Here is a 15,558-nt window from a genome sequence, read left to right on the forward strand (position 1 = left end):
AGTACGAGCCCAGTAAGCCCGGTAAGCCCAGTACGAGGCTGTACCGGCGGTCCGATGCCGGACGTCGGCGTGCGTTCATGTATGTGGCTGGGCGGCTGGATCTGGCCCGTTTCCGACCATCCCCCTGATCACTCTTCGGACAACTTCCGGAAACTCCCCTCACAGCGGCCCCCCAGGACGCCTACAGTGCGAGCACGACCAGAATTTCTGAACACGTTCAGAAACGCCCGCAGGGGCGACAACGGGGAGGATCGCGCACATGCGCAAGGGGGCAAAGGTCGCCATCGTCGGTGGGGTGTTCGCCGTCATGGTGGGGGGCGCCGGGTACGGGGCGTTCAATGTGGTGTCCGCGCTCAGCGGGGACGGGGCGGGCGGCTCGCCCGAGACCAAGGCCGCGAGGAGCGGGCCGCCGAGCGGCGCGGAGGTCAAGGAGGCGAGTGCCAAGTTCTTCTCGTCCTGGGCGAAGGGCGACGCCGAGACGGCGGCCTCCTACACCAACGACGCCGTGGCGGCGGGCAGTCTGCTGGCCGGCTACCGCGCGGAAGCGCACATCACCAAGGTGCACATCACGCCGGGCACGCCGTCCGGCACCACCGTGCCGTTCTCCGTCAAGGCGACGGTGGCGTACGAGGGCCGGAGCAAGCCGCTCGCGTACGACTCCGAGCTGACCGTCGTCCGTGGTGAGACCACCGGGCGGGCGCTCGTCGGCTGGAAGCCGGCCCTCGTCCACCCGGACCTCACCGCCGCGGACGACACCCTGGTCACCGGCGAGGCGGCCACCCCGCCGATCGAGGCCGTGGACCGCGACGACGTCGTCCTGACCGAGAAGAAGTACCCCTCCCTCGGGCCGGTCCTGGACGCGCTGCGCGAGAAGTACGGCGAGAAGGCGGGCGGCAGACCCGGGGTCGAACTGTCGGTCCACCACACGGGCGAGGGCGCGGCCGACAAGACACTCGTGACGCTCGCCAAGGGCACTCCGGGCAAGCTGCGTACGACGCTCAGCGCGAGCGCGCAGGCGGCGGCAGAGAAGGCGGTGGCCCAGTACTCCGAGTCGTCGGTGGTCGCGGTGAAGCCGAGCACCGGTGAGGTGCTGGCGGTCGCCAACCACCGCGAGGACGCGTTCAACGCGGCCTTCGAGGGGCGGCTCGCGCCCGGCTCCACCATGAAGATCATCAGCGCCGCGACACTGATCGACAACGGCATCGCGACCATGAACGGTCCGGCCCCCTGCCCGGACACCGCGACCTGGCAGAGCCAGACCTTCCACAACCTCACGGGCATGGAGCCCAACGAGAAGGCGACGCTCGCCAACAGCTTCCTGCGCTCGTGCAACACGGCCTTCGTGAAGTACGCGGACGAGGTGAAGGTCGACTCGCTCACCAAGGAGGCCGAGGACCGCTTCGGGCTCGGCGGCGACAACTGGAAGACCGGCATCATCTCCTTCGACGGTTCGGTCCCCGCCTCCGGCGGCCCGAACACCGCGGCCAACATGATCGGGCAGGGCGAGGTCCAGATGAACCCGCTGAACATGGCCTCGGTCACGGCGACCGCCATGACGGGCGCCTTCCGCCAGCCCTACCTGGTCCCGAGGTCGCTCGACGACCGGGAGTTCGCCGCCGCCAAGGGCCTGGCGTCGAACACGGTCACCCAGCTGAAGGCGATGATGCGCCTCACCGCGACCCAGGGCACCGCCGCGGGCGTGATGGCCGGGCTCGGCGGGGACATCGGCGCGAAGACGGGGTCCGCGGAGGTCGACGGGCAGGCCAAGTCCAACAGCTGGTTCACCGGGTACCGGAACGACATCGCGGCGGCCGCCACCACCGAGGAGGGCGGTCACGGCGGCGACGCGGCCGGTCCGATCGTCGCAGCTGTGCTACGAACGGGCGGCTGAAGTCACCCGTGTCACCGCGGGACCCTAGGGTGGTGCTCCTCGTTGGGAACGTGAGGGTACCGGGGGCCTGGGGACAGCGGAGGAATCAGAGCTGTGGGCAAGAGAAGGCGCGCCGCCGAGCGCAACAGGAGCGGTCGTCCGCTCGTCATCGGCGGGCTGATCGCCGTCGTCGCCGTCGGCGGGGCGGTCGGTGCCTACAGCCTGTACGGCAGTGGGGCCGCGGCCGAGGAACGCGCGTCTCAGGCCCGCCACCGGGCCGTGAAGACGGGCCCGCTGTCGGCGACGGAGATCCGTACGACGGCCACGGAGTTCCTGAATGCCTGGCAGCGGGGCAAGGTCACCGGGGCCGCGGCCGCCACCGACGACTCGGCGGCGGCGCGCACGGCCCTGACCGGCTACACCAAGGACGCGCACATCACCGACGTGACACTGACGCGCGGCAAGCGCTCGGGGGCGTCGGTCCCGTTCTCCGTCAAGGCGACGGTGTCGTACAAGGGCCGGAGCAAGCCGCTCGCGTACGAGTCGAAGCTGACGGTCGTGCGGCGGGCCAAGGACGGCGTACCGCTGGTGAGCTGGCGGCCGTCGGTGGTGCACCCGGATCTCGGTGCGGGCGACCGTCTCGTGACCGGCGAGGCGGGCACGCCGCCGATCAAGGCCCTGGACCGCGACGGCGGCGAGCTGACCACGGCCACGTACCCGTCCCTGGGCTCGGTGCTGGACGGGCTGCGCGAGAAGTACGGCAAGAAGGCCGGCGGCAAGGCGGGCATCGAGCTGCGGGTGGTCCGCAAGGCGGTGAAGGGGACCGGCAAGGACAAGACCCCCGACAAGACGCTCGTCACGCTGAGCGAGGGGACGCCGGGGACGCTGAAGACGACGCTGAGCCCGACGCTCCAGGCGAAGGCGGAGCAGCAGGTGACGACGAAGGAGCGCGCGTCGGTCGTGGTCATGCGCCCGTCGACGGGTGAGATCCTCGCCTTCGCCAACTCCTCCCACGGCTTCAACACGGCGCTCCAGGGTTCGCTGGCGCCGGGCTCGACGATGAAGATCGTGACGTCGACGCTGCTGTTCGAGAAGAACCTGGCGTCGGCGGACAAGACGCACCCGTGCCCCAAGTACGTGACGTACGGCGGCTGGAAGTTCCAGAACGACGACAAGTTCGAGATCAAGGGCGGCACGTTCAAGGCGAGCTTCGCGCGGTCCTGCAACACGGCCTTCATCAGCCAGGCGAAGAAGCTGAAGGACGGCGACCTCACGGCGGTGGCGCAGCAGATCTACGGCCTGAGCATGAACAACTGGTCCATCGGGGTCCCGTCCTTCGACGGCGCGGTCCCGGTGCAGAGCGCGGCGCAGATGGCGGCCTCGCTGATCGGCCAGGGCGGGGTGCGCATGAACCCGCTGAACATGGCGTCGGTGGTGTCGACGGCGAAGACGGGTGTCTTCCACCAGCCGTACCTGGTGTCGCCGTCGCTGGACGACCGCGCGCTCGCGAAGACGACCCGCACGATGTCGTCGTCGACGCGGGCGCAGTTGAAGGAGGTCCTCCAGTACACCGCCGCGGCCGGCACGGCGGCGCAGGCGATGTCGGGGCTCGGCCCGGACTACGGCGCGAAGACGGGCTCGGCGGAGGTCGACAACCAGAAGCAGCCGAACGGCTGGTTCACGGCCTGGAAGGGCGACCTGGCCTCGGCGGGCGTGGTCCAGGCCGGCGGCCACGGCGGTGACTCGGCGGGCCCGATCGTGGCGGCACTGCTCAGGGCGGGCAGCTGACGGGTCGAGGCGGGCGGCCGGCCTGAGGGGGCCGGTCCGAGGCCCTAATGGGGTACGGGCGTCGCCAGATAGGTCCGGCGCAAGAAGCGGAACAGGGTCTTCGCCTCGAACTCGACCACCGCCACCCCCTGCGCCGAGTGGAACTCCATGACCGCCTGGACCCGGCCGCACGGCCAGATGCGCACCTCGCCCGTGCCCGTCGGGGTGCGCAGGCCGCGTTCCAGGAGGTCGCGGGAGAAGGCCCACTCGTGCGGGCCGGGCAAGCCGATGCGGACCGATCGGGGGTCGACTTCGGGGTCGTAGCGCAGGACGACCGGGACGGTGTCCTGGGCTTCCGGGGCGTCCGAGACGACATGGGCTCGTGCGTACTGTTCGACGACCGACATCGACAGCTCCTCACGCTTTGTAACCTAAGCAGAGGCTGTGGGTCCGCTACTTCACTTCTCCAATGTCGCATACTCGGACAATTACGGCTTCGCCCGCCCCGGCCCGCTATTGGTGAGCGCATCGCTCTTGCAAGGCATTCGCAACAAGGCACTATCATCGAACGGTGCATGTGCCTGACGGATTCATCAACGCCCCGGTCTCCGCGGTCTCCGGAGTGGTCGCCGCCGGCGCCATCGCCGTGAGCCTGCGCGGTGCCCGCCGTGAACTGGACGAGCGGACCGCCCCGCTCGCCGGTCTGGTCGCCGCGTTCATCTTCGCCGTACAGATGCTGAACTTCCCGGTCGCGGCCGGGACCAGCGGACATCTGCTCGGCGGTGCGCTCGCCGCGATACTCGTCGGCCCCTTCACCGGGGTGCTGTGCGTGTCGGTCGTCCTGCTGATGCAGGGGATCCTGTTCGCCGACGGCGGTCTCACCGCGCTCGGCGTCAACATCACCGACATGGCGATCGTCACGACCGTCGTGTCCTACGCCGTCTTCCGCGGCCTCGTGAAGGTGCTCCCCCGCAAGCGACGCTCCGTCACGGTCGCCGCCTTCGTCTCCGCGCTGCTGTCGGTGCCGGCCGCCGCCGTCGCCTTCACCCTCTTCTACGCGGTCGGCGGCACCACAGACATCGCGATCGGCAAGGTCGCCACCGCCATGATCGGCGTGCATGTGCTCATCGGCATCGGCGAGGCCGCGATCACCGCCCTCACCGTCGGCGCCGTCATCGCCGTACGGCCGGATCTCGTCCACGGGGCCCGCGGGCTCCAGCAGCGTCTGAAGCTGCGGGTCGGCGGCGATCTGGTGGACGCGCCCGCCGCGCCCGCCGCCCCCGCGACCCCCGTCGCCGCCCGCACCTCGCACCGCAAGGTGTGGATCACCGGCCTCGTCACCTCCCTCGTCCTCGCCGGGTTCGTCAGCTTCTACGCCTCCGCCAGCCCCGACGGCCTGGAGAAGGTCGCCAAGGACCAGGGCATCGACGCCAAGGCCAAGAAGCACCACACCGAGGACTCCCCGCTCGCCGGCTACGGCGTCAAGGACGTCTCCGACGCCCGGATCTCCGGCGGTCTCGCGGGCGTGATCGGCGTCGGCATCACCGTCGTCGCGGGCACCGGCGTCTTCTGGGCCGTCCGCAGGCGGCGCACCGTCGACGCCTCCCCCGTGAACACGAGCGTCTGACATGGGTGCGGGACACGCCCACAAGCTCTACCGGCACGGGCACTCCGCCGTGCACGCCCTGCCCCCGCACACCAAGCTCGCCGCCGCCTTCGCCTTCGTGGTCGTCGTCGTGTCGACGCCCCGCGAGGCGATGTGGGCGTTCGCGCTGTACGCCGCGCTCCTGGCGGTGGCCGCCCACCGGGCCCGGGTGCCCGCCCCCTTCCTGCTCAAGCGGCTGCTCATCGAGGTCCCGTTCGTCGCCTTCGCCGTGCTCATGCCGTTCGTGGCGGAGGGCGAGCGGGTCGACGTGCTGGGACTCTCGCTGAGCGTCAACGGCCTGTGGGGCGCCTGGAACGTGCTGGCCAAGGGAACCCTGGGCGTCGCCGCCTCGGTCCTGCTCGCCTCCACCACCGAACTGCGCGAACTGCTGCTCGGACTCCAGCGGCTCAGGCTCCCGCCGCTCCTCGTGCAGATCGCGTCCTTCATGATCCGCTACGGGGACGTCATCACGGACGAGATGCGGCGGATGCGGATCGCCCGGGAGTCCCGCGGGTTCGAGGCGCGCGGGATCCGGCACTGGGGCGTGCTCGCCAAGTCCGCGGGGGCACTGTTCATCCGCTCCTACGAGCGCGGGGAACGCGTCCATCTCGCCATGGTCAGCCGGGGGTACGCCGGTTCGATGCCGGTCATCGACGAGGTGACCGCTTCCCGGGCACAGTGGTCGTACGCCCTCGCCCTCCCCTTCGCCGCCCTTGTCGTATGCCTGCTCGGATGGACGCTGTGACCTCTCCCGAACCTGTGAACTCCCCCGCGCCCGTGGGCTCCCCCGCGCCCGTGAGCGCGCCCTCCCTGGACGTGGCCGGCCTCGCCTTCGCCTACCCCGACGGCCACCAGGCTCTCTTCGGCGTGGACTTCCGCGTCGAACGAGGTGAACGCGTCGCCCTGCTCGGGCCGAACGGCGCCGGCAAGACCACCCTCGTGCTCCACCTCAACGGCATCCTCACCGGCGGGGCGGGGACCGTGACGGTGGCCGGGCTGCCGGTGGGCAAGCGGCACATGGCCCAGATCCGGCGCAAGGTCGGGATCGTCTTCCAGGACCCGGACGACCAGCTGTTCATGCCGACGGTCCGGGAGGACGTGGCCTTCGGACCGGCGGCCGCCGGGCTGACCGGCGCGGAGCTGGAAGCCCGGGTGGACCGGGCCCTCGACCAGGTCGGCATGGCCGAGTTCAAGGGCCGCCCGCCGCACCACCTCTCGTTCGGACAGCGGCGCCGGGTGGCCGTGGCGACCGTGCTCGCGATGGAGCCGGAGATCCTCGTCCTCGACGAGCCGTCCTCCAACCTCGACCCCGCCTCACGCCGCGAACTCGCCGACATCCTGCGGTCGCTGGACGTCACCGTGCTCATGGTCACGCACGACCTCCCGTACGCCCTGGAGCTGTGCCCGCGTTCGCTGATCCTGAGCGAGGGCGTGATCGCGGCGGACGGCAGGACGGGCGAGCTGCTCGCGGACGACACGCTGATGCGGGCCCACCGTCTGGAGTTGCCCTTCGGCTTCGACCCGCGCTCCGTGACAATGGGCGCGTGACGAATCAAGAGAACACCGGGTCACTGCTGCTCGACGATCAGCTGTGCTTCGCGCTGTACGCGGCCCAGCGCGCCGTGACCGCCGCGTACCGCCCGCTTCTCGACGAACTCGGGCTGACGTATCCGCAGTATCTGGTGCTCCTGGTCCTGTGGGAGCGCGGCGAGACGACGGTCAAGGAGCTGGCGGCCGCGCTGCGGCTCGACTACGGCACGGTGTCGCCGCTGCTGAAGCGGCTGGAGTCGGCGGGTCTGGTCAGCCGGGAGCGCTCGGCGCGCGACGAGCGGTCGGTGCTCGTGGCGGTCACCGGGCGGGGCGAGGAGCTGCGGGAGCGCGCGGCGCATGTGCCGCAGGCGCTGCTGGCGGCGACCGGACTGCGCGGGGGCGAGGTGGCAGCGCTGCGGGAAGAGCTGTGGCGGCTGGCCGAACGGGCGGAGTCGGCGGCGGCACAGAGCCGCTGACCTGACCCGCCCGCAACCTGCCGCGGGTTACCCGCGGTTGCCGACCCCTGACCGCGAACGGGCGCCTACCGGCCGGTACCTTGTGCACAATGTACTTGCGCACTTCGGTGTTGCCGTAGTTCGTCACGTTGTCCGCCCTGGGGGAGGCCCTGCCATGATCGACGGTGCCGCTGTCGACACCCGCCCGACGAAGATCATGTACGTCGCCGAGGCCACCGCACACGGCGGCCGCGACGGCTACGTCACCAGCCAGGACGGCCGGCTGGAGCTGAAGGTCGCGATGCCGCCGGCGCTCGGCGGGAACGGCGACGGCACGAACCCGGAGCAGCTGTTCGCGGCCGGATACAGCGCCTGCTTCCACAACGCGCTGGTGCTGGTCGGCCGCCGCGAGGGCTACGACCTGTCCGGCTCCACGGTCGCCGCGAAGGTCGGCATCGGCCCCAACAAGCAGCGCGGTTACGGCCTCGCGGTCGCCCTCAGCGTGTCCCTGCCGGTGGTGGACCAGGACCTGGCGACGAAGCTCGTGGACGCGGCCCACGAGGTCTGCCCGTACTCGAACGCGACCCGCGGCAACATCGAGGTCACGATCGTGCTGGGCTAGGCACGGCTCAGGAATCGCCGGGGACGGGTGTGTGTTGCATCCACTGTCGTTGAACGGTGGAAGGAGCACGGGCGTGGATGTGAACGGCACGGTGGCCGAGGGCTTCGAGCCGGTCAGGGACGCGTTCGCGCGGAACTTCGAGACGCTCGGGGAGCGGGGCGCGGCCGTCGCCGTGTACCGGGACGGGCGCAGGGTCGTCGATCTGTGGGGCGGCACCCGGGACGTCGACGGTACGGCGGGCTGGGAGCGGGGGACCGCGCAGATCGTGCGCTCGGCGACCAAGGGTGTCGCCGCGGCCGTCCTGCTGATGCTCGCCGAGCGCGGGGAGCTGGACCTGGACGCTCCGGTGGGCCACTACTGGCCGGAGTTCAAGGCGCAGCACAAGGAACGGACGCTCGTCAGCCATGTTCTGTCGCACCGCGCCGGGGTCCCGGTCCTCGACCGCCCGCTGACGCCCGCCGAGGCCGCGGACCCGGACCTCGGCGCCGCCGCGGTGGCCGCGCAGGCGCCCGCCTGGGAGCCGGGTACGGACCACGGCTATCACGCACAGACGTACAGCTGGCTGACGGGCGAGCTGGTCCGCCGGGTCACGGGCCGCGGGATCGGCGAGTGGATCGCGGCGGAGATCGCCGGGCCGCTGGGTCTCGACCTGTGGGTCGGGCTGCCGGCGGCGCGGGCCCACCGGGTCGGCCGGGGCGGACAGACCGAGGCTCCGGCGGCGGACGGCGCCCTGCGCACCCGCCCCAAGCGCGCGGTCGCTCAGGCGTACGCGGACCCCTCCTCCCTCACCCGCCGGGCCTTCGCCGCGATCACCCCGCTCCCGGACGAGAACGACCCCGGCTACCGCGCCGCCGTCCTCCCCGCCTCCAACGGCATCGCGACGGCGGACGCTCTGGCCCGCTTCTACGCGGCGCTGACCGGCGAGGTGGACGGCGTACGGCTGTGGCGGCCGGAGACGGTCGCCCTGGCCCGCGCGGAGCGGTCCGCGGGCCCCGACCGTGTCCTGGTCGTGAACACCCGCTTCGGCCTCGGTCACATGCTGCACGGCAGCGCGTCCCCGCTGCTGTCCCCGGCCTCCTTCGGCCACCCGGGCCGTGGCGGCCCCCTCGGCTTCGCCGACCCCGAGTCGGGCATAGCGTTCGGCTATGTGACGAACGGCTACCGCACGAGCGTCACGGCGGACCCGCGGGCGCAGGCACTGGTACGGGCGGTACGGGCGGCCCTGGGGAACTGAGCGTCACCGGGACCGGGTTCGCGTCACCGGGACCGGGGTTCGCGTTACTGGGTCAACGGATGCGACGTCCGCCCCGACGCGCCGTCGATCTCGTCGTGCGCCTTGGTCAGTAGCTGCATCGCCAGCTCGTTCAGCGCCCGCGCCGCCGCGATCTCCTCGCCGACGCGCGGCTGATTCTCGTCGGAACGGTGACGGCTCGCGTAGCCGTGCGCCCGTACTTCGCTCCCGTCGGGAAGCCGTACGAGGGCCGCCGCGCGGGTGCGCTGGTCGTCCTCCTGGAATTCCAGCTCGACATGCCATCCCACAATGGTGTGCGTCATGACGATCACCTCCGGAACCGGTAATTCCAGAGTGCTCCTCGGGTGGCGTCCGGCGCCAGCGCGGGCCCGAGCCGGTGGCCGCGGGCGAGTACGCGCGGTCAGCCCGCGTGCAGCATCAGGCCGATCCCGACGACCAGCAGGCCGGCCGCCGCGATCCGCGGCGCCCCGAAGCGCTCCTTGAAGAAGACCGCCCCGATCGCCGCGCCCACGATGATCGAGGACTCGCGCAGGGCGGCGATGGGCGCCAGTTCGGCCCGGGTCTGGGCCCACAGGACCAGGGCGTACGCCGCCACGGACAGCGCCGCGCCGACGAGGCCGAGCCCGGCGACCGGCCGCAGCAGCCCCACCGCCGCACCGCGCCAGCGGTACAGCGCGTACGCCGGGATCACCACGCCCTGGATCGCCATCAGCCACGCGATGTACCCGAACGACGAGCCCGAGGCGCGCACTCCGAGGCCGTCCACCACGGTGTACGCCGCTATGGTCAGCCCCGTCGCCAGTGCCGCGCCGATCGCCGCCCAGTTCGGGCGGCGCCCGCGCAGGCCCCACAGCGCCACACCCGTCAGCCCCGCGCACGACACGACGACGCCCGCCGCCGCCCAGCCGTCCGGCACCTCGTGCGCGAAGACCGCCGCCAGCACCGTGACGACGAGCGGGGCGGTGCCGCGCGCGATGGGGTAGGCCTGGCCGAAGTCGCCCAGCCGGAACGATCGCATCAGCAGCGCGTAGTAGGCGATGTGGATGGCGCAGGAGATCAGCAGATACGGCCACGACCCGCCCGCCGGGAGCGCCGCGAACGGGATCGCCGCGAGGCCGATCAGCATGCCGCCGCCCGAGATCAGCGTAAATCCGACCAGCTTGTCCGTGACGCGGTGGGCGATCGCGTTCCAGCTCGCGTGGGTGACCGCGGCGAGCAGGACGGCCGCCGTGACGGCCGGGGTCACGCGGTGCGCTCGCGCACGTCCACCAGGGCGGCCCCCGCGTGGGCGATCAGGGCCTCGGGCTCCATCGGGAACACGGCGTAGGGGGTCCCGGCGGCGGCCCACACCGTGTCGTGCTCCAGCAGCGAACGGTCCGCGAGGACGCGGGTCCTCGTGCGGTGCCCGAAGGGCGGGACGCCGCCGATCGCGTACCCGGTCGTCTCCCGCACGAGGTCGGCCTTGGCTCGCGTGACCTTCGCGGCGCAGAGCTCCCGCCGGACGAGCTCCACGTCGACGCGCGACGCCCCGTCCATGAGGACGAGCACCGGCACCCCGTCCGCCGCGAAGATCAGCGACTTGCAGATCTGGTCCAGCTCGCAGCCGATCGCGGCGGCGGCCTCGGCGGCGGTGCGGGTGCCGTCCGGGAACCGCCGGATCCGTGTCTGCAGGTCACCGAGCCCCATCTCGCGCAGGGCCTCGGTGAATCGGGGGTGGGCGCCGGAGTCTTCCGTGCCTTCGGTGGCAGTCGACGTCGTCATGCACGGCACGCTAGCGGTGCGTGTACCGGGCACGCGAACGGGTTCCTCGCGCGGAGCCCGCCGGTCACTTCCCGGACACGTACGCGAGGAAGCCGGTCCAGGTGGCGGGCGTCAGGGTGAGATGGGGGGTGTGGGGGGTCTTGGAGTCGCGGATGTGGATCGTGGCGGGGGTCGTGGCTATTTCGACGCAGTCACTTGGGTTGCTGCTGTCGCTGTAGCTGCTCTTGAACCAGTGGAGTTCCGAGGTGCTCATAATTCCCCCAGCGCTTGCTCGATGAAGTCCAGCGACTCCCCTGGCGAGAGAGCCTGCGCCCGGATGATGCCATACCGCAGTTCGAGGATCCGGAGCTGCCTCGGGTCGGAGACCGGCCGTCCGCCGAACTCGTCGTCGGTGCGCCCGGCTCCCGTGCCGTCCGCGAACTTCAGTACCTGGATCCGACCGCCCGTACCCGGGTGCTCCGCGCGTGCGGTCGGCATCACTTGGAGTTCGACGTTCGGCAACCGGGCGACCTCCAGGAGGTGTTCCAGCTGTCGGCTCAGCACCATTTTCCCCCCGACCGGACGTTCGAGCGTCACCTGCTCCTGAACAAAGCTGAGTTCGGGACCCGACTCCTTTTCCAGGATGGACTGACGAGCCATCCGTGCGGCCAACGCCCGCTCCATCTCGCCCGCCGACAGCTTGGGCCGCCGTGTCCCCAGCAGCGCCCGTGCGTACTCCGGCGTCTGCAACAGCCCGTGGAGGTTGTGGTTGCCGTACAGCTGAAGCTCAACCGCACGCTCCTCCAGCTGCGCCAGCTCGCGCACCTTCTTCGGATACCGGGCCTTCTCCAGACGGTGGAGGGCGACTTCCTCCTTGCCGTCGAGGCGCAAGGAAAGAAGGATCTGGACAAGCCCCACAGTTGGGCCTACTACTTGGCCCACTTGTACGCCAAGTACAAGCTGCCCCCGGTACTCCTCGTCGTCTGCCAGGACCGGAACACCGCCGCCTGGGCTGCCCTCCCTGTGGATATCGGACCGCCAGAGTGGCCCGCCCTCACGGTGCGTCCCCTGGTCCTGGGGCCGGACAACGTGCCTATGGTCAGCGCCCCGGCCGAAGCCGCCCGCGACATCCCGCTGGCCGTCCTCTCCGCCATGCTGCACGGCCGAGACCGGGGTATCGATGCGATACTGAAAGCGCTGGCAGCGGCCTTGAAGGGCTTGGAAGTCCTCGACCCGGAGACCGCAACGATCTTCGTAGAACTCACATCTCAAGGCTTGGACAAGACCTGGGCCGCCAAAATCTGGAGGGACCTCGTGGCCGTCGATACTTCGTTCTTCACGTCATCGCTGTCCCAGGAGATCCGGGCCGAAGGGGAGGCCAAGGGCCGGGCCGCCGACATACTGCGTATCCTCGACCGCCGCGGCATCCCCGTCGCTGACACCGACCGCGAGCGCATCACCTCCTGCGACGACCTCGACGCCCTCACCCTCTGGTTCGACCGCGCCATCACCGCTGCCTCCATCGCCGAGGTGTTCGCGGAAGACCTGTCCGACCAGGAGCAGTAAGAACAGGCCACGTCAGAGGCAAGACAGGGCGCCCCACCAGCGTGGGGCGCCCTGTCAGCGTCTACGGACAGCTACGGACGGCTCAGACCCGTGCCAGCTTCCGGTCCTCGTCCGCGTCCCCGTCCTTGGGCCGGTCGGTGTCGTGGGCGCGCAGGCCCTCGCCCTCCACGTCCACGTTGGGAAGCGCGCGGTCCAGCCACTTCGGCAGCCACCAGGCCCGCTTGCCCAGCAGCGCGAGCACCGCCGGGACGATCGCCATGCGGACCACGAACGCGTCGAAGAAGACGGCGATCGCGAGCCCGAAGCCGATCATCTTGATCATCGACTCGCTGGAGCCGATGAAGCCGGAGAAGACGGCGATCATGATGACGGCCGCGGCCGTGACCACCCGTGCGCCGTGCTTGAAGCCCGTGACGATCGCCTGGGCGGGCTTCTCCCCGTGGACGTACGCCTCGCGCATCCGGGTCACGAGGAACACCTCGTAGTCCATCGCGAGGCCGAAGACGACGCCCACCATGAAGATCGGCATCATCGACATGATCGGGCCGGTCTCCTCGACGCCCATCAGGCCGGCCAGCCAGCCCCACTGGAAGACCGCGACGACGGCGCCGAGCGCGGCCATCACCGAGAGCAGGAAGCCGAGGGCCGCCTTCAACGGGACCAGGACCGAGCGGAAGACCACGATCAGCAGCAGGAACGCCAGGCCGACGACGAGCGCCAGGTACGGGACCAGCGCGTCGTTCAGCTTCTGCGAGAAGTCGATGTTCATCGCCGTCGTGCCGGTGACCAGCACCTCCGCGTCCGTGCCGGCCTTGATCTCGCCGCCCGCGTCACGGATGGCGTGCACCAGGTCCTCGGTCTTCACGGAGGACGGCTTCGAGTCGGGGACGACCGTGATCATCGCGGTGTCGCCGGCCTTGTTGTACGTCGCCGGAGTCACCGACACGACGCCCTTGAGGTCCTTGACGGTGTCCGTCACCTTGGTGACGGCCGCCTTCGGGTGGGTGCTCGACTTGGCGTCGACGACGACCATCAGCGGACCGTTGAAGCCGGGGCCGAAGCCGTCCGACAGCAGGTCGTAGGCCCGGCGCTGCGTCGTGGACGTCGGCTGCGAACCGTCGTCCGGCAGGCCCAGCTCCAGCGAGGTGGCGGGCACGGCCGCGGCACCGAGCCCGACCACGCCCAGCAGCAGGACCGCCACCGGACGCCGGACGACGAAGCTCGCCCAGCGCGTACCCATGTTCGGCCTGGCCGGCTTCTTCGCCGCGCGCCCGCCGCCGAGCAGCTTGCTCTTCTTGCCCGCCGGCTGCACCATCCTGCCCGTGTAGCCGAGCAGCGCCGGGATCATCGTCAGCGCGATCAGTACGGCGATGGCGACCGTGCCCGCCGCGGCGACACCCATCTTCGTCAGCATCGGGATGTTGACCACGGCCAGGCCGACGAGGGCGATCACGACCGTGAGACCGGCGAAGACCACCGCGGAACCCGCCGTGCCGACCGCCCGGCCCGCCGCCTCCTCGCGCTCCCTGCCCTCGGCCAGTTCGGCCCGGTAGCGGGAGACGATGAACAGGGCGTAGTCGATGCCGACGGCGAGGCCGATCATCATCGCCAGCGTGGAGGTGGTGGAGCCCAGGTCGAGCGCCTTCGCGAGTGCCGTGATCGTGGAGACGCCGATGCCCACGCCGATCAGCGCGGTCAGCAGCGGCAGCCCGGCCGCGATCAGCGAGCCGAAGGTGATGACGAGGACGACCGCGGCGACCGCGATGCCGATGACCTCGGTGGACCCGGTCTCGGGTGCCGCCTGGAGCGCGTCACCGCCGACCTCCACGGTCAGGCCCGTGTCCCGCGCCTCCTGCGCCGCCTCGTTCAGGGCGTCCTTGGAGGCGTCCTTCAGCTCCATGCCGGAGACGTCGTAGCGCACCTGCGTGTACGCGATCGCCCCGTCCTTGGAGAGCGAGTGCGTCTTGAAGGGGTCGGTGACGGAGGTGACCTCCGAGCCGTCGCCCAGCGCCTTGACGGTCTTCTTGACGGCCGCCTTGTTGGCCGCGGCCGACATCTTCTCGCCGCTCGGCGCCCGGAAGACGACCCGTGCGGTCGCGCCGTCGGCGCTCATGCCCGGGTAACGGCTCTCCAGCAGGTCGAAGGCCTTCTGCGCCTCGGTGCCGGGGATCGAGAACGAGCTGGAGCCCGCGGTGGGCGCGGAGGCGGCGCCGACACCCGCGAGCGTCAGCAGCGCCACCCATATCAGGGCGACGAAGTGCCGTCGCCTGAAGGCGAACCGGCCGATTTTATAGAGGAACGTGGCCACGAGGGCGTACTCCCGGTCAGGTCGTGGAGGTGCGTGTGGGCAGGGGTCATCAGCCCGACGACGTGAGCGGTCGCGTCAGGTGGAGCAGGGAATGCGCGGGGAGGGAGGGGAGAGAGGGGAAGCAGGGAATCAGGCGCCGAGGGCGGGGAGGACCACGGCGTCGACGTACGAGGTGAGGAATTCCTGCGTGGGAGGCAGTTCGTCGATCAGGGTGCGGGCCGCGAAGGCACCGATCAGCATGTGCAGCACGTACTGCGTCGCGGGGTTGTCCGCTCTGATCTCGCCCCGGTCGACGGCGCGTTGCAGCAGTCGCTGCATCTCGTTCGTCTCGGGATCGATGATCAGGTCCCGGAAAGCGTCCAGGAGATCGGGGTTCGCGTGCACCGCCACGGCCAGACCCCGCATGAGCGCGGAGTTCTGCTCCATCTCGCAGTTGTTCTCCCGCGTCACGAGGGCGTGGAAGTCACCGCGCAGCGAGCCGGTGTCGACCTCGCCGAAATGCGAGTGCTTCTGGTGCCGCAGCGCCTTCACCACCAGCTCGGCCTTGCCGCCCCACTGGCGGTAGAGAGTGGCCTTGCTGGACCGGGTGCGGGAGGCCACGGCGTCCATGGTCAGGGCGTCGTAGCCGACTTCCCGGAGCAGGTCGAGCACCGCCGAGTACAGCTCGGCCTCGCGCTCGGGCGTGATCCGACTGCGGCGCACCGTTGCGGTCTCAGTCATCGCACTCGCCTCTCCTGCTTCGAACGACACGGTTTCCGGTTGCGTACGTCTACCCGTACGTCTTCCTCGTACCTTCCTGAAGA

General features: G+C 70.7%; 16 protein-coding genes and 1 pseudogene. 9 read left to right on the plus strand and 8 right to left on the minus strand.

The features are described from left to right. Positions 1 to 259 precede the first annotated feature (259 nt). Entirely contained in the window at positions 260 to 1,891 is a 1,632-nt protein-coding gene (locus SAVERM_RS18610; protein ID WP_010985034.1) for a penicillin-binding transpeptidase domain-containing protein, read from the plus strand. A 93-nt stretch (positions 1,892 to 1,984) separates the two neighbouring features. Then, positions 1,985 to 3,658 (plus strand): penicillin-binding transpeptidase domain-containing protein, encoded by a 1,674-nt coding sequence (locus SAVERM_RS18615; RefSeq protein ID WP_010985035.1) that lies wholly within the window; start codon positions 1,985 to 1,987, stop codon positions 3,656 to 3,658. Positions 3,659 to 3,702: 44 nt separating this feature from the next. On the opposite strand, the gene SAVERM_RS18620 is transcribed toward SAVERM_RS18615, so the two are convergent. Then, positions 3,703 to 4,044, minus strand: coding sequence for an SsgA family sporulation/cell division regulator (locus SAVERM_RS18620; RefSeq protein ID WP_010985036.1), 342 nt, complete (start codon positions 4,042 to 4,044; stop codon positions 3,703 to 3,705). 164 nt (positions 4,045 to 4,208) lie between these two features. Between SAVERM_RS18620 and SAVERM_RS18625 the strand changes: the two genes are divergently transcribed. The 6 genes from SAVERM_RS18625 to SAVERM_RS18650 all read left to right on the plus strand — a co-directional run bounded on the left by SAVERM_RS18625 (position 4,209) and on the right by SAVERM_RS18650 (position 9,123). Further along, entirely contained in the window at positions 4,209 to 5,264 is a 1,056-nt protein-coding gene (locus tag SAVERM_RS18625) for an energy-coupling factor ABC transporter permease (protein WP_010985037.1), read from the plus strand. A gap of 1 nt (position 5,265) precedes the next feature. Then, positions 5,266 to 6,027: a cobalt ECF transporter T component CbiQ gene (gene cbiQ / locus SAVERM_RS18630; protein WP_010985038.1), complete on the plus strand. Its 762-nt coding sequence runs from the start codon at positions 5,266 to 5,268 to the stop codon at positions 6,025 to 6,027. Further along, positions 6,015 to 6,830, plus strand: coding sequence for an energy-coupling factor ABC transporter ATP-binding protein (locus tag SAVERM_RS18635; RefSeq protein WP_202497452.1), 816 nt, complete (start codon positions 6,015 to 6,017; stop codon positions 6,828 to 6,830). Before cbiQ ends, SAVERM_RS18635 begins: the two co-directional genes overlap by 13 nt. Continuing rightward, positions 6,827 to 7,288 (plus strand): MarR family winged helix-turn-helix transcriptional regulator, encoded by a 462-nt coding sequence (locus tag SAVERM_RS18640; protein ID WP_010985040.1) that lies wholly within the window; start codon positions 6,827 to 6,829, stop codon positions 7,286 to 7,288. The genes SAVERM_RS18635 and SAVERM_RS18640 overlap by 4 nt, the downstream gene beginning before the upstream one ends. A 154-nt stretch (positions 7,289 to 7,442) precedes the next feature. Beyond that, entirely contained in the window at positions 7,443 to 7,889 is a 447-nt protein-coding gene (locus tag SAVERM_RS18645) for an organic hydroperoxide resistance protein (RefSeq protein WP_037644815.1), read from the plus strand. Between the two features lie 73 nt (positions 7,890 to 7,962). Next, on the plus strand, positions 7,963 to 9,123 hold the full coding sequence (locus tag SAVERM_RS18650; protein ID WP_037644813.1) for a serine hydrolase domain-containing protein: 1,161 nt from the start codon (positions 7,963 to 7,965) through the stop codon (positions 9,121 to 9,123). A 44-nt stretch (positions 9,124 to 9,167) separates the two neighbouring features. On the opposite strand, the gene SAVERM_RS18655 is transcribed toward SAVERM_RS18650, so the two are convergent. From SAVERM_RS18655 to SAVERM_RS18675, 5 genes and pseudogenes are all read right to left on the minus strand, one after another. Beyond that, complete coding sequence (locus SAVERM_RS18655) at positions 9,168 to 9,443, minus strand: DUF1876 domain-containing protein (RefSeq protein ID WP_010985043.1); 276 nt, start codon at positions 9,441 to 9,443, stop codon at positions 9,168 to 9,170. Between the two features lie 98 nt (positions 9,444 to 9,541). Continuing rightward, positions 9,542 to 10,387 (minus strand): DMT family transporter, encoded by an 846-nt coding sequence (locus tag SAVERM_RS18660; RefSeq protein WP_010985044.1) that lies wholly within the window; start codon positions 10,385 to 10,387, stop codon positions 9,542 to 9,544. Next, the gene (locus SAVERM_RS18665; protein WP_037645178.1) at positions 10,384 to 10,902 is read right to left on the minus strand and encodes a YbaK/EbsC family protein; all 519 of its coding nucleotides are present in this window, start codon (positions 10,900 to 10,902) and stop codon (positions 10,384 to 10,386) included. Before SAVERM_RS18665 ends, SAVERM_RS18660 begins: the two co-directional genes overlap by 4 nt. Positions 10,903 to 10,966: 64 nt before the next feature. Further along, positions 10,967 to 11,155 (minus strand): DUF397 domain-containing protein, encoded by a 189-nt coding sequence (locus SAVERM_RS18670; protein ID WP_010985046.1) that lies wholly within the window; start codon positions 11,153 to 11,155, stop codon positions 10,967 to 10,969. Continuing rightward, a pseudogene (locus tag SAVERM_RS18675) lies at positions 11,152 to 11,733 on the minus strand (DUF5753 domain-containing protein); the annotation flags it as partial. The gene SAVERM_RS18670 and the pseudogene SAVERM_RS18675, both read right to left, overlap by 4 nt. Positions 11,734 to 11,736: 3 nt before the next feature. On the opposite strand from SAVERM_RS18675, the gene SAVERM_RS18680 reads away from it, so the two are divergent. Further along, complete coding sequence (locus tag SAVERM_RS18680; protein WP_242432312.1) at positions 11,737 to 12,447, plus strand: hypothetical protein; 711 nt, start codon at positions 11,737 to 11,739, stop codon at positions 12,445 to 12,447. Positions 12,448 to 12,529: 82 nt separating this feature from the next. Here SAVERM_RS18680 and SAVERM_RS18685 read toward each other — a convergent pair whose 3' ends face one another. Both SAVERM_RS18685 and SAVERM_RS18690 read right to left on the minus strand, forming a co-directional pair. After that, on the minus strand, positions 12,530 to 14,755 hold the full coding sequence (locus tag SAVERM_RS18685) for an MMPL family transporter (RefSeq protein WP_010985049.1): 2,226 nt from the start codon (positions 14,753 to 14,755) through the stop codon (positions 12,530 to 12,532). A gap of 129 nt (positions 14,756 to 14,884) precedes the next feature. After that, complete coding sequence (locus SAVERM_RS18690) at positions 14,885 to 15,475, minus strand: TetR/AcrR family transcriptional regulator (RefSeq protein ID WP_010985050.1); 591 nt, start codon at positions 15,473 to 15,475, stop codon at positions 14,885 to 14,887. Positions 15,476 to 15,558 lie beyond the last annotated feature (83 nt).

This window comes from Streptomyces avermitilis MA-4680 = NBRC 14893 (assembly GCF_000009765.2).
Taxonomy (GTDB): Bacteria; Actinomycetota; Actinomycetes; order Streptomycetales; family Streptomycetaceae; genus Streptomyces; species Streptomyces avermitilis.

What these genes read in the sequence shown, in the direction of transcription:
- SAVERM_RS18670 (WP_010985046.1), bottom strand. Translation starts at nt 11,155, where the DNA reads ATGAGCACCTCGGAACTCCACTGGTTCAAGAGCAGCTACAGCGACAGC.
- cbiQ (WP_010985038.1), top strand. Translation starts at nt 5,266, where the DNA reads ATGGGTGCGGGACACGCCCACAAGCTCTACCGGCACGGGCACTCCGCC.
- SAVERM_RS18690 (WP_010985050.1), bottom strand. Translation starts at nt 15,475, where the DNA reads ATGACTGAGACCGCAACGGTGCGCCGCAGTCGGATCACGCCCGAGCGC.
- SAVERM_RS18610 (WP_010985034.1), top strand. Translation starts at nt 260, where the DNA reads ATGCGCAAGGGGGCAAAGGTCGCCATCGTCGGTGGGGTGTTCGCCGTC.
- SAVERM_RS18645 (WP_037644815.1), top strand. Translation starts at nt 7,443, where the DNA reads ATGATCGACGGTGCCGCTGTCGACACCCGCCCGACGAAGATCATGTAC.
- SAVERM_RS18635 (WP_202497452.1), top strand. Translation starts at nt 6,015, where the DNA reads ATGGACGCTGTGACCTCTCCCGAACCTGTGAACTCCCCCGCGCCCGTG.
- SAVERM_RS18655 (WP_010985043.1), bottom strand. Translation starts at nt 9,443, where the DNA reads ATGACGCACACCATTGTGGGATGGCATGTCGAGCTGGAATTCCAGGAG.
- SAVERM_RS18665 (WP_037645178.1), bottom strand. Translation starts at nt 10,902, where the DNA reads ATGACGACGTCGACTGCCACCGAAGGCACGGAAGACTCCGGCGCCCAC.
- SAVERM_RS18620 (WP_010985036.1), bottom strand. Translation starts at nt 4,044, where the DNA reads ATGTCGGTCGTCGAACAGTACGCACGAGCCCATGTCGTCTCGGACGCC.